This is a genomic window from Gemmatimonadota bacterium (genome assembly GCA_009835325.1).
Classification (GTDB): domain Bacteria; phylum JAAXHH01; class JAAXHH01; order JAAXHH01; family JAAXHH01; genus JAAXHH01.
The window spans coordinates 51,361-64,535 of the sequence record VXWP01000013.1; the positions used below are offsets into that span (position 1 = coordinate 51,361).

Consider the following 13,175-nt stretch of genomic DNA (forward strand, 5'->3'; position numbering starts at 1 on the left):
CACCTCGAGCTCCACCTCCCTCCCCGCCGCCCCCGTCACCTCGCTCGACGCCCGCCCCCGGGGGCGGGGGGACGATGAATAACCACTACGACGTCATCGTGGTGGGCCTGGGTGCCATGGGCTCGGCCACCTGCTACCACCTGGCCTCCCGGGGAGCGAAGGTCCTCGGGCTGGAGCGCTTCGACCTGCCCCACGCCCAGGGCAGTTCCCACGGGTACTCCCGCCACACGAAGACGGTGGTATACGTGGATACGCCCTTCGAACCTTTTATCGAGCGGTCCTTCGAGCTCTGGCGGCTGCTGGAGGGCGAAACCGGCCAGCAGATCCTGGTGACGACGGGCTACCTGCTCATGTCTGACTCCGGCTCGTGGGACCATTTGCTGGGCAAGGTCCGGCACGAAATCCTGACCTCCGACGAAGTAGCCTACCGGTATCCTCAATTCACTTTGCCGGATGACTACCACGGCCTGTACGATCCGGTCGGCGGGCTCCTGCGTCCTGAACTGGGCATCGCGAGCCACCTCATTCAGGCGCTGAGACGCGGCGCCGAAATCCACGGACGGGAAGCCGTGACCGGGTGGAAGGAGACGGCCCATAGCGTGGAGGTCGAGACCGGGCACGCCCGCTACAGCGCGGACCAGGTCGTCTTTACAGGCGGGTCCTGGACCGACCGGCTGATCGCGGACCTGGGCATCACCCTGACCGTCTCCCGCCAGCCCCTGGCCTGGGTGTGGCCCGCGCGGAACCCGGCCTCCTTCGACGTGGGCGTCCTGCCCATCTGGCAGATCCCCGCGCCCGATCACGACGGCGAATACTATGGCTTCCCCATGATGCCGGACCATCCGGGGTTCAAGCTGGCGCTGCACTCTTTCGGGGAGACGTCCGATCCCGAGCGTCTGGACCGCGAAGCCCGACCGGAAGACGAGGAGGAGGTTCGGAAGTGCCTGCGACGGTTCATTCCCGACGCGAACGGACCGCTCACGGCCATGCGGATCTGCATGTACACCCGCACGGTGGACGAACTACCCGTGCTCGACCGGCATCCGGCCCATGACCGGGTGACCGTGGGCTGCGGTTTCAGCGGGACCGGGTTCAAGTTCTCATGCACCTTCGGAGAATGGCTGGCCGAAACGGCGCTGGGGCAGCCCAACACGATCGCCAATGACACTTTCCGGTTTGAACGGTTGATCGGGGCTGCGAACACAACCTGACCCTGAACGCGACTTGTATGGCCATGCGACATGAACCACTCTAATTACCCCTCTCCCGACTAACAGGAGCGACCACCATGAATACCCGGATCACCGAAGACCAGTGGGCGGTATTCGAACGACAGGGCTACCTCCGTCTCGGCAGCGTGATGGAACCGGGCGAGCTCGAACGGCTCCAGGAGCGCATCGACGCCATCATGCTGGGCCGGGCCGATATCGACTACGGCCGGGTCATGATGCAGCTCGACCGCGACCCGGAGCGCGGGGGCGACAAGCCCGGACCGCAGTCCAGAGGACACAAGGGGGCCACGCTCTGCTACCGGAAGATCCAGGACCTGGAACTGGATCCGGTCTACCTGTCCTTCATGCGGAAGCCGGTCTTCGAGGCGATCTGCGATCGGATCTACGGTCCCAATACACCGGTAGCCTGTTTCCGGGCCATGTTCATGAACAAGCCCAGCGGCGAAGGGACGCCCCTCGTCTGGCATCAGGACCGGTGGACCGACCTGGACCGCGACCCGCTCGTCACGCTCTGGACGGCGCTCGACCCTGCCGTGGAAGCGAACGGCTGCGTGAAGATCATACCCGGTTCGCACCGCCGGCTCATCAACCCGAGCCACGGCTCCGGTTTCCTGACGGAGGAGCAGGCGGAGGTCGCCGTGGCCGAGAACGAGCCCATCAACATGGAAGTGGCCTGCGGCGAAACCGTGCTGATGCACAACTGGATGCTGCACAGTTCCGGGACGAACCGCACCGACACGGCGCGGCGCGCCTTCAGCATATGCTTCATGGACGCGGCGACGCGGTCACGGGCCGGGCACACTTTTCCCGTCATATTCGGCGAAGGGGCGCTGAGTCCCGCGCTATGATCCGTCGACATCGGCAAAACCGCCGCCGGCATCCGCCACAGAGGAACACCGGCCATTAACCTACAATTACCAGGGGATCCCTCCATATGAACTTCATAAGCAAGCGAGTCCTGACCGCCGTCTGCTCGGTGCTCATGGCCGCGTATTTCATTTCAGGCTGCGGGTCCACATCGGAGACGTCCCGGCCAAGCCTGCTCGACCAGATCAAGCAGCGGGGCACCATACGCGTCGGCGTATCGACCTTCGTCCCCTGGGCCATGCGCAACAAGCAGGGGGAACTGGTGGGCTTCGAGATCGACGTGGCCAGCCGCCTTGCGGCCGACGCCGGCCTGGAGATCGAGTTCATCCCCACGGCCTGGGACGGGATCATCCCCGGACTCCTGGCCGGCAAGTTCGACGTGATCATCGCCGGCATGTCCATCACCCCCGCGCGAAACCTGAGCGTGAATTTCACCCGGCCCTATTCCCATTCGGAGCTTCTGCTGGCCGCCAGCAGGGATGAGGCGGGCCATCTTGTCGACAGGGAGGACTACGACAGCGCCGACGTGACCATCGCAGTGCGCCGCGGCTCGACCTCGGTCCAGGCGGCGCGGAAGAACTTCCCCCAGGCGACCATCCAGCAGTTCGACGACGACATCCTCGCCTTCCAGGAAGTCCTGAACGGCAACGCCGAAGCCGTCATCGCTTCCTCGCCCAAACCGGAACACGAGGTCCTGCGCAACAGCGACCGGCTGTTCATTCCCTTCGACGAACCCCTGGACCGAGGCGCCGAGGCCATTGCGATCCGCCAGGGAGAAACGGACGCCCTGAATTTCTTCGACAACTGGATACTGCTGCGGACCGAGGACGGATGGTTGAAGGAACGGCGGGACTACTGGTTCAAGACGCTGGACTGGGAGGATGATGTAGCGCCGGACCAGTAGGTGGCGCTACGCCGGGACTGGCGCGTTGTAGGTTTTTAGGCTTCGACGCTGAGTCTTCCAGGTCGGCCGGTGTCTGATTCGCGAATAACGATTTCGACATCGCGTCCAAGGGTGATCAGAAGGCGCAGAAGCCGATCTATGGAGTACTCCCTGAAGTCTCCTCTCATCAGTCGCGACACATCGGGTTGAGACAAGCCGAGCAACTTTGCCGCCTCGACCTGCTTCAGCCTACGTTGGCGAATGATCCTGTCGATGCCCGTCACCAGTTCAGCTTTAAGTAAGTACGTTTCGGCATCCGGCAAGCCAAGATCAGCAAAGACGTTTCCGCTGCCGCGTTCGATTTTCACTCGTTGAGATTTCATTGGTTTTGGTCTCCTGCGTAATTTGCCCGATAATGTTGTGCTGCGGTCTGTAACCTGCTGGAGCCCACCCATTCAATCGGTTTGAGTATCGTTGTGTTCATTGGAAATATAGTGAATCCACCATAAATACACAATCAATTTTTTGTTTCTAATTGATTCAGTCTGACTCTTGGCCAAATTCTCGTGCTAATTGCATTGATATGAAAATCGTACCCGATGATGATGCCTGTCTCACCCAATTCCCGCTTGACATCGACCGCCCTCCTGCGTATCTGGTACAAACTCGAATCGACCGTGTAGCGCGTTCCACCGGAGCCCTGTTTCATGCCCCTCGTCCTTTACGACACCTACACCCGCAGCCTGCGTGAATTCGAACCGCTGTCCCCGGACGAGGTGGGGCTATACGCCTGCGGTCCCACGGTCTACGATTTCCCCCACATTGGCAACATGCGCACCTACGTGTTCGGCGACCTGCTGCGCCGCGCACTGGTTTTCAACGGGTACAAGGTCCGCCACGTGATGAACATCACCGACGTCGGTCACCTGACGTCCGACGCGGACACCGGCGAGGACAAGATGGAAGAAGGCGCGCGCCGCGCCGGGAAGACGGCCTGGGAGATCGCCGAGTTCTATACCGATGTCTTCAAGGAGGACATGCGGCGGCTCAACATCCTCGAGCCGGACACCTGGTGCCGGGCGACTGACCATATAGAGGAACAGATCAAGGAAATCCAGTGCATCGAAGCGAAGGGATTCACGTACCGCACTTCCGACGGGATCTATTTCGACACGTCGAAGCAGCCCGATTACGGTTTTATTGCCCGGCTGGACGTAGAGGGACTGGAGGCGGGCGCCCGGGTCGACATGGCGGAGAAGCGCAGCATCACCGATTTCGCTTTGTGGAAGTTCAGCCCGCCGGATGAGCAGCGGCAGATGGAATGGGACAGCCCCTGGGGCGTCGGGTTCCCGGGATGGCACATCGAATGCTCGGCCATGTCCGCCAAGTTTCTAGGTCCCTTTTTCGATATCCACCTGGGCGGCGAAGACCACATTTCGGTGCATCACGCCAACGAGATCGCCCAGACCGAGGCCTGTCACGGCACGCGCCTGGCCAACTTCTGGATGCACGGTTACTTCCTGCAGTTGGGAGACGCCAAGATGGCGAAATCCGCGGGCGGGTTCCTGCGGGTGCAGACGCTGATCGACCGGGGCTACGACCCTCTCGTGTACCGGCTGTTCTGCCTCAGCGCGAGTTACCGCTCCAAGCTCAACTTCAAATGGGAGAGCATCGAAGGCGCCGCGCGGCAGCTGAACCGGCTTCGGCTGGCCGTCCACGGCTGGGGCGAGCCCGCCGAGGAACCAGACGAGGCCTACATGCAGCGCTTTACCGAGGTCGTGAACAACGACCTGAACATGCCCCGCGCCATGTCCGTTACCTGGGACCTGGTCCGCAGCGATCTGCCGGACGGCCTCAAGAAGGCCACGATCATGCAGTTCGACGAAATACTGGGACTGAGCCTGGCCGAATGGGAACCAGAAGAGACGGCCGTACCGGATCACATCACGGACCTGGCCGAACAGCGACGCCAGGCCCGCGCGGAAAAGCGTTATGCCGATGCCGACGCACTGCGCGACCAGATCATCGCCGCCGGTTTCGATATCAAGGACACGCCGAAGGGACCGGAAATCACCCCCAGGGCCGTCGCGACCGAGGCGGCGAACTGACAAGACCCTCTGCCATGAACCTGTTGCTGGTCGGCGGTTCCGGTCTCGTCGGGACGGCCATCACGCCCTACCTCCAGCCACACCACAACCTGCGGGTGCTGGACCTCAACGCTCCCCAACACGATGACGTCGAGTACGTGGAAGGATCCATCGCCGATCCCGAAGCGGTGCGCCGCGCCCTGGACGGGATGGACGGATTCATCACCATGGCGATGAAAGGCGGCCAGGGCGGCCACGACCGGCACCACACCATGGAGCAGGTGATCGACAACTACACCGTAAACTGCCTGGGCCATCACGTGCTGTTGCTGACCGCCTTCGAGATGGGGATCACGCGGGGGATCTACACCGGCACCATGAGCGTCCACAACCGCCACCGGACCTGGTACCCCTCCGAGGATGAAGTGCCCCTGGACGGCCCCAACGTGTACGGCCTGACCAAGGGCTTGACGGAGGAGATCTGCCGGTACTTCGCCCGCGAGTACGACATGAACCTGCTTGTGTACCGCATCACCGGGCCCTGCAACCGGGCCATGTTCATCGACCGGATCACGAACCCGCCCGGCGGCCCGAAGCTCTACTACACCGACGAGGAGGACATGGCCGAGGCCTACCTGGCCGGGTTGAGGTTCCTCGACCAGGCCCCGGCCGGCAAAGGCCGCTGCGAGGTGTTCTTCATTTCCGGGGATGAAGACTGCGAGGAAATGAACATGGCCAAGGGCCGCGATCTACTGGGCTGGGCGCCGTCCGCGAGGAAGAAGCTGGGGATTTAGCCTAAGGCCGCCTCGCCGACACACACGCCATCTTCCCCCGCTGAAGTTCACACCTGAAATCGACGAATCCCAGGCTGATAAGCAGGTTCTCGTGCGTCTCAACGGGCAATCTCCGGGGTCGCTCGGGGTCGTCTTTCTCGAATGGCACGACAAAATCAGCATTGACCAGGATGCCGCCGTGTGCCAGTAGCGCATGGACCTGCTGGTAGACGGCTTCGAGGGCGTCGACGCCGCCGAGGTCATGGAGGGTCTGGAGGGTGAAGATGGCGTCGAAGGGACTGAGCCCGAAGGTCCAGCCGTCACCTCTCAGGTCGGCTTGAATCAGGCGTGCGTCTTGGTGGCCAGATTCTTCGAGCAGTTCGTCTACGTGTAAGACCAGTGCCGACTCGATCTCGATCCCCTTGTATTCGACGGCACTAGTCCTCTCCGACTCTGCCCCATCGAATAACGCACTTAGCACGGCCTGGGCGAGTCCCCCCGCGCCAACCCCAAGTTCCAGCAAGCGGATGGTTGCGTGATGATCACTCCCGGGCGATTTCGCCTGGTGATGTTCCTGTTCGCGCCACTCGCCCCGCCATCCGACAAGTGTCCGCACGACGCACTCCGCCATCGCCGCCCGCTCTGGCCATCGCCGATCCAGGTCCTCCGTCCACGCGTCGATGTAGTCCGGTCCAGTGAAATCCGACAGCGCCATGCGAGTGATTCCTTAAACGTTTCGTGCGGCCAGGTGGGTCCGCGACGGATTGCGCGCGAGGTGCACTTAGTGATCGATCCGCGACTGCTTCCGCCGCGCCACGCTTTTCGGTTAGTCCGTTCGCGTCGGCTTGCGCGTGTGACTGAAGGAATCGAGCCGGGGCGTATCGGGCGGCCAGTACACCGCTTCGTTGGACTCCTGCCAGGGGTTGCCGCACATGTTGGTGAGGATGTGCCACTCGGCAGCGCCGATATCGGGATCGGGATGGAAGAGGAAGCGCTTCAGTCCGGCTTCCCTGGAGGCGTTCAGGATACCGGCCAGGTCCCGGGCCGGCATGGCGTCGCCCGCGTGCGGCGCGCGCCCCGTGGAGACCCAGCAGATGCACTTGTCCGTATCTCCGATGGCCTCCAGGGCGCGGCGGGTTTCCCCGTACACGATGGTGGAGAAGAACTCCTCGGGAAACCCCATTTCCATGTCCATCAGGGTGCGCACGCCCGGCAGGTCGATGCCGAAGAGCAGCTTGACCACGTCGAAGGCGTCCTCCTCGGTAAGCGACGGGTTCCACTTCCGCAGCCGCTGCACCCAGCGGGAGACCGTCCCGTACATGCCGTCGAAGCCACGGTGCCAGTAGTAGTGCTTGGGGAAGATGAAATCGAACCAGGACGCCATGGCGTGGTAATCCTGGCAGGTCAGGGAGGAGAAGGCCGCCGTGCGGGGAATGCCGCCGAGTTCCACCCTGCGGTTGAGCTTGCCGACTTGTTCGGCGATGGCGGCCATGTGTCCGAGGGCCGTTTCCCGGCGGGCGCGGAGCCAGTAGAGGGCGTCCTCGTTGATGTCGAATAGCTGCATGCCCGCCAGCATGCCGCCCGGCGCGCGGTAACGCACCTCGGCCGGGGTGAGCTGGTGAAACCGGTCCCACAGGTGTTCGATGCCCCGTTGCAGCCGGTCCATGTCGTACCCCAGGGCGACGAAGCGGGTGTCCTCTCCGGGCCGGATCTCGAAGAGTTCACCCCCGTGGTGGAAGGCGAGTTCGTAGTGTTGCTCCCCCGGTCCGTCGATGAGGAAGCCATGGGCCTGGGGCAGGGCGTTCATGGCGTCTTGGACCGTCGCGGCGTGGCCGATCACGCCGTATGGATCTTCCTCCACGGGACGCTGGCCCCCGCCCAGACCCGCGCCGAAGGTGATGATGTGCCAGCCCCGCTCCCTGGCGTCGTCGAGCATGGCGGCGAAGAGGCGTTCCTTTTCGGGGTCGCGCGGCCCTTCCGCGGGCGGATCGACGCCGAAGGACCGGTATACGGCGGGATCGCTTTCGAGAACCGGCATCCTCGTGCCGTCGTCCCGTTCGAAGTAGAGATAGCCTACCACGATGCCGGTGACGCCCCCGTCCTGCCACGCGTCGAAGATCCGACTGTAGTCTGAAATGTACCGATCGAGGGGGTTATGGACGAAGATCCAGGCTTCCATTTCCTTCTCCTTTTACGAGGTCAGCAGCCGGCACAGATGGGGAATGAACAGCCGGTTGTCGGCCGCGACATAGATCAGTTCGCCCCCCATGCGGCTGAAACTCTTGCCCATGCGGTTATAGTAGGCCGGGTCGTCCATGGGCGGCTCTCCGGCGTTCCAGTCCCAGTCCTCCTCCGTGAGGTCGTTCACCGCGATGAAGGGCCGCACGGGTCCGAGCCCGTCCTGCCGCCGCAGGTTGTTGGCGATCGAGACGGATTTTTCGAAGACCTGGGGCGCCATGATCGAGGAACCGACGGACAGGAACACGCCGCCGTCGATGCGCGAGACGCCCTCGGCGAAGACCTGGAAATCGATCATCCCGCCCCGCCCGTACGCAGCGCCCGCTGTGCCGCTGGCCAGGGGATGTGTATATACGATGTCGTACCCGATACCGGGATGCACGGTGAGCGGCACGCCCAGGCGACAGGCATTCCCGGTCAATGAATGCTGCTTGTGGGGATGTTCGACGACGTGGCGGCCCGGCGCGATTCCGTGGCGCACGATCGTCTGCAGGAGGTCGGCACGGGCGGGCATGGCCTCGTCGTCCGCGGGATCGGCGGACCAGTCCGCGAGGGCCTGCCGAAGTGCGGCCGGATCGGGAACGCAGTACCCGTCCTCGACGACCATCCGGCCCACCGACTCCCCGTATCCCAGGCCGTCCGCCGTGCCGGTCAGTACCGACAGCGCCGTATGCCGGCCGGTCTCGTCCCACGTGCCGAAACATCCCCGGGCGACATGGCCCCGCACGTCCTCCTCGGACCGACCGTGGAAGGCGTATTCCCAGTCGTGGATCACGCCCGCGCCGTTGGTGGCCAGGTGGGTGATCCAGCCCGTTTCCATCATGCGCGTGACCACGGGACCAAGCCCGTTCTTCACGAGGTGCGCGCCGTAGGCCATCATGACGGAAGCGCCTCTGGAACGGGCCGCGCGCATGCGGTCCGCAATCGATTCCATCTGTTTGACCTGGCGGGATGTAGCTGGAGGCAGCGGACCATCGGGATCGACGCGTATGTCGTCGATATGATGCTTGCTTTCCCGTTCCGCCAGCGGTTCAACCTGCACCCTGCGGCCATCGATACGCGGGTAGCCCATGGGCGTCCGTTCCGGAGGAGTGATGCATGGAGGAGAGGATCGATCGCCTGCCTGAAGCCTAATATACGTCCGGGCCCGGTCGCGCCAACGTTTTTCAGATACCGATCTCGACGTTCTTGACCGACACGCCCCGGCGGGTGATCTCGAGGTCGACCCGGCACGCTTCCGTGTCGATGAGGAGCCGGTAGGCGCCCGGCGTACCCGGGGCGAAGGAAACGGTGTCGAGGACCTGACCCTTGAGGGCGGCCAGGGCTTCGTTGGTCTCCGCGACGGCCTGCCTGACGGCCGCTCCCCTGGGGGTGCCGTTGAACAGTCGGAGGAGCCGCTTCTCGGCCACGGCGCTCTGGCGTCGTCGCACGCGGCCGGACTGCAGGGTGAGTTCGAGGATGTTCTCGAGGCTGGGGACGTTTTCCGGGGAAACCTGTCCCGTTTCGATGTCCCGCCGCAGGGCGAGGTAGGGGATCCTGGCGTCCTCGTCCGGCAGGGACGCGGTAAATCCGTCCAGTTCTTCCAGCAGCAGCTCCCGGTCCTGTTCGTCGAACCGCGGGACGCCGCCGTCACGACCCGGCACGGTTGTCCCTTTCGACCGCTCCGCCGCATACCACGGGCGGCGTGCGCTGTTTGTCGCGGACTGCGGGGTGCGTGCACCGTCCATCCCGTTCCAACGGTCGCGGTGACGCCAAGGTTTCGCTTGCGGAAAACCCCGCGGCCAGGAAGGATTCCTCGGCCCCGCCGAGCCGGCAGGCGGATTCACGGACGATCCTGCGCAACAGGCGCAGGTAGAGGATGGCCGCGTTGCTCATTTTTCCACCTCCTCTGCCACCAGCGCTTCCATTTCGTGCTCGAAACCGCCGGTCTCCACCGGGCAGTGCATGCCGCATTCCTTAGGCGCGTTCTTTTCCCACCACCAGCGCCCCGCGCGCGAATCTTCGCCGGGCTTCGTGACCCGCGTGCACGGCATGCAGCCGATGCTGGTATAGCCCTGTTCGTAGAGGGGGTGCTTCGGGATGTCATAGAGCTCGATGTAGTCCCAGACCTCTTCCTCGGTCCAGTCCGCCAGGGGGCTGATCTTCGCCAGTCCGCCGTGGTCGTGGTCGATCTCGATCTTGCGGATGTTCGCCCGGCTCGCCCACTGGTCGCGCCGCAGTCCGGTGAACCATCCGTCCAGACCCTCCAGGGCGCGCCGGATCGGTTCCACCTTGCGCACGTTGCAGCACTTGAACCGCGATTCCACGGATTTGTAGAACAGATTCACGCCGTGGGCGCCCACCATGTTCTCCACCTGGAGCAGGTCGGGGAAATACACCTGGATGTCGATTTCGTAGTGGTCCCGGACCCGGTCGATGAAGTCGTAGGTCTCCTGGTGAAGCCGGCCCGTGTCCACCGTGAACACGTGGATGTTCGGATCGATCTGCCAGGCCATGTCCAGCAGGACCATCCCCTCCGCCTGGAAGCTCGTACACAGTCCGGCGCGCCGGCCCCAGCGGTCCAGGGCCCATTCGATCACGGCTTCGGGGGTTTCCCCGTCGAACTCGATGGCCAGTTGTCCGGCTTCGAACTCGTCCAGGAAGTCGCGGCCGGGGTGGTCGATGTGTTCCGAGTGGTCCGGGCGGTCCATGGTGCTCATTCCTCTCCTGTGGCAATCGCGGCGAGTTCGTTCCCGGTGGCTATCGCGGTCAACTCGTCGTCGCTGTGGCGGTGAAAGAACTTCTGTATGGTCTCGTCGTCCGTTTTCTGGTCCAGGTAAGCGCCGAACAGCCGTTCGGTATAGAGATGGACGGACTCCGCGGGTACGCGCCGGAGCACGGGCTGGCCGATGGCCGCCTGTCCGCTTAGTCCGCCGCGGAGGAACAGGTCGTATCCCCGCAGCCGCTCGCCGCCCTCGCCCCGCTCGCGGAGCGTCGTGGCCTGGAACCCGATATCGCCGATCCAGTGGTGGGCGCAGGCGTGGGGACAGCCGTCCAGGTTCAGCCGCAGGCCCCGCGCCTGGTCGCCAAAGACCCGCTCCATGTGTTCCACGATCTCCGCCATCTTGGTCTTGGTCTCCCCGACCGAATAGTTGCAGAAGGGCTCGCCCGTGCACGCGATGCTGGTTCCCCGCAGGTCGTTGACCTCCATGGGAAAGCCGATACCGGCCACCGCAGTGGTGACCGATTCGAGCTTGTCTCCGGGAATGTCCGTGAGGATGACGTTCTGGCGGCGGGTCAGCCGGAATTCGCCCCCGTATTCGTCGGCCAGGTCGGCCAGCTGGATCATCTGCGTGCCGGTGCACAGTCCCAGGAACACGGGAAAACCGGCGTAATACAGTCCATCCTGCACCTGTTCGTGTATGCCCGTGTGGTCGTGTTCCACCTCGGGCGGCGCGGGGGCCTCACCGTCGGCCAGCCGGTATCCCAGCCGGGTTTCCACGCGCTCGCGGTAGGCTTCGACGCCCAGGTCGGCGACCATGAACTTCAGCCGGGCCTTCACGCGGGACATGCGGTACTTGAGATCTTCCTTCCACACGTCGATGATGGCGCGCAGTACCGGGATCACGTCGTCCACGGGCACGAAGACGCCCAGGTCGCTCGACAGCCGCGGCCAGGTGGACAGCCCGCCGCCGATGCGTACGGCGAATCCGGGGTTGCCCGCTTGCTTGATCCCAATCAGGCTGATGCAGTTGATCTCGGGCGCGTTGCACTGGAGGGGGCAGCAGGAGATGGTGATCTTGTGCTTGCGAGGCAGGTCGCAGTAATCGGGGTTCCCGTAGAAGAAATCGGCGACTGCCTCGATGACCGGACGGGCGTTAAAGAGTTCGTCGGCGGCCAGTCCAGCCACGGGGCAGCCCGTGATGTTCCGCACGGTGTCGCCGCATCCTCCGCTCGTGGACAGCCCCGCGCTATTCAGCGTTTCGAAGATCCGCGGCAGGTCGTTCAGCTTCATGCCGTGGAGCTGGATGTTCTGGCGCGTGGTCAGCTCGCCGTAATCGCCGCCGAAATCCTGGGACACCCGGCCGATGGTGCGCAGCTTGTGTGGCGTCAACTGTCCGCCCGGCAGCTTGACCCGCATCATGAAGTGGCCCACCTTGGGCTTGTCGTGATACAGCCCGTACCACTGCAGGCGCACCACATCCTCTTCCGATATCTCCTCGTAGCCCCGGTCGATCAGCTCCGGCAGGTCGTTGATGACCTCCATGGGCGCCTTCTCGTGCTTGAGTCGCTCCACGTAGTTGCGTTTCCGGACCAGGTCCCAGGTGGGTTCCGGTTGTTCGCGCCGAGGTCTGCGGACCGCTTTTGCCATTTTGTTCCCGTTCGAGGTGCGTCTGCCAGGTACGTCTGGCCACGATTTGTTGAAAACGAACTCCCAGTATACCGGGCTCGAAATGGGGTGTCAACATAAAAAATCACAATCTTGATCAAAATAGTAAATATTAGCGATCTGGCATGGCGAAAGTGTTTGGTATACGAGATCCGGGTTGCCAAATCATACTGATACGATTAGAGGGTCAAAACTGTACTGCAGTGGGCGGGCACTGTCCAGCGTTAGAGGATCTCAAACAGGGCACTTAAGGATAAAGGAGGGTCTATCGATGACCGACTATCTGAATCACGAAGGCAGGATAAGCCGGCTTGAGGGGATTATCGAACAGATCGACAAGAGGTTGGGAACGATTGAAAGGGTGGGCTTCTCAATACTAGCGACCATCACGGCGCTGTTGGCTGGTGTTGCTACGATTCTGGTTAAACTGTGGTCCTAGTGAGTGATGAACCGGAAGGTCGCCGGGACCAAAACTATCAGAATCAACGGCTATTGCCGGATCCTTCAGCCGATCCTTCACCCGTTTCCTCAGCCGATCCTTCGTTCCGCTTGTTCCGCATCCACAGCCAGTACGCCGGGATGCCCAACGAGGTGATGGTCAGCCCGATCAGGGTATTTCCAGGGTCGCTGACGACGATGGACACGAAGAAGATCACGCCGATGAGCACGAAGATCCCGGGCGTGACGGGATACCCGAGGGTGCGGTAGGGCCGGGGCACGTCGGGG

General features: G+C 63.2%; 13 protein-coding genes and 1 pseudogene (1 of these 14 running past the window's edge). 6 read left to right on the forward strand and 8 right to left on the reverse strand.

Translation table 11 applies throughout. From position 1 onward, the window contains the following. From F4Z81_01560 to F4Z81_01575, 4 genes and pseudogenes are all read left to right on the forward strand, one after another. Positions 1-82: pseudogene (locus F4Z81_01560) on the forward strand (DUF479 domain-containing protein) (it extends 647 nt beyond the left edge of the window). Further along, complete coding sequence (solA, locus tag F4Z81_01565; GenBank protein ID MXW03733.1) at positions 75-1,211, forward strand: N-methyl-L-tryptophan oxidase; 1,137 nt, start codon at positions 75-77, stop codon at positions 1,209-1,211. The pseudogene F4Z81_01560 and the gene solA overlap by 8 nt, the downstream one beginning before the upstream one ends. Before the next feature lie 77 nt (positions 1,212-1,288). Next, positions 1,289-2,080, forward strand: coding sequence for a phytanoyl-CoA dioxygenase family protein (locus F4Z81_01570; protein MXW03734.1), 792 nt, complete (start codon positions 1,289-1,291; stop codon positions 2,078-2,080). A gap of 134 nt (positions 2,081-2,214) precedes the next feature. Continuing rightward, positions 2,215-3,003, forward strand: a complete 789-nt coding sequence (locus tag F4Z81_01575) for a transporter substrate-binding domain-containing protein (protein MXW03735.1) — start codon at positions 2,215-2,217, stop codon at positions 3,001-3,003. 35 nt (positions 3,004-3,038) lie between these two features. Here F4Z81_01575 and F4Z81_01580 read toward each other — a convergent pair whose 3' ends face one another. Continuing rightward, positions 3,039-3,365, reverse strand: a complete 327-nt coding sequence (locus tag F4Z81_01580) for an XRE family transcriptional regulator (protein ID MXW03736.1) — start codon at positions 3,363-3,365, stop codon at positions 3,039-3,041. Positions 3,366-3,689: 324 nt separating this feature from the next. On the opposite strand from F4Z81_01580, the gene F4Z81_01585 reads away from it, so the two are divergent. Both F4Z81_01585 and F4Z81_01590 read left to right on the forward strand, forming a co-directional pair. Next, positions 3,690-5,090, forward strand: coding sequence for a cysteine--tRNA ligase (locus F4Z81_01585; GenBank protein ID MXW03737.1), 1,401 nt, complete (start codon positions 3,690-3,692; stop codon positions 5,088-5,090). Between the two features lie 14 nt (positions 5,091-5,104). Then, positions 5,105-5,863, forward strand: a complete 759-nt coding sequence (locus F4Z81_01590; protein MXW03738.1) for an NAD(P)-dependent oxidoreductase — start codon at positions 5,105-5,107, stop codon at positions 5,861-5,863. A gap of 1 nt (position 5,864) precedes the next feature. Here the strand turns inward: F4Z81_01590 and F4Z81_01595 are convergent, their stop codons facing one another. The 7 genes from F4Z81_01595 to F4Z81_01625 form a co-directional block, all read right to left on the reverse strand. Further along, positions 5,865-6,557, reverse strand: a complete 693-nt coding sequence (locus tag F4Z81_01595) for a class I SAM-dependent methyltransferase (GenBank protein MXW03739.1) — start codon at positions 6,555-6,557, stop codon at positions 5,865-5,867. 111 nt (positions 6,558-6,668) lie between these two features. Continuing rightward, on the reverse strand, positions 6,669-8,021 hold the full coding sequence (locus F4Z81_01600; GenBank protein ID MXW03740.1) for a hypothetical protein: 1,353 nt from the start codon (positions 8,019-8,021) through the stop codon (positions 6,669-6,671). Positions 8,022-8,033: 12 nt separating this feature from the next. After that, complete coding sequence (locus F4Z81_01605) at positions 8,034-9,152, reverse strand: hypothetical protein (GenBank protein MXW03741.1); 1,119 nt, start codon at positions 9,150-9,152, stop codon at positions 8,034-8,036. Between the two features lie 94 nt (positions 9,153-9,246). Next, positions 9,247-9,723: a hypothetical protein gene (locus F4Z81_01610; protein MXW03742.1), complete on the reverse strand. Its 477-nt coding sequence runs from the start codon at positions 9,721-9,723 to the stop codon at positions 9,247-9,249. Continuing rightward, positions 9,710-9,955, reverse strand: coding sequence for a hypothetical protein (locus F4Z81_01615; GenBank protein MXW03743.1), 246 nt, complete (start codon positions 9,953-9,955; stop codon positions 9,710-9,712). The genes F4Z81_01610 and F4Z81_01615 overlap by 14 nt, the downstream gene beginning before the upstream one ends. After that, positions 9,952-10,770: a phosphoadenylyl-sulfate reductase gene (locus F4Z81_01620; GenBank protein MXW03744.1), complete on the reverse strand. Its 819-nt coding sequence runs from the start codon at positions 10,768-10,770 to the stop codon at positions 9,952-9,954. The genes F4Z81_01615 and F4Z81_01620 overlap by 4 nt, the downstream gene beginning before the upstream one ends. Before the next feature lie 5 nt (positions 10,771-10,775). Then, positions 10,776-12,431 (reverse strand): nitrite/sulfite reductase, encoded by a 1,656-nt coding sequence (locus tag F4Z81_01625; GenBank protein MXW03745.1) that lies wholly within the window; start codon positions 12,429-12,431, stop codon positions 10,776-10,778. Positions 12,432-13,175 lie beyond the last annotated feature (744 nt).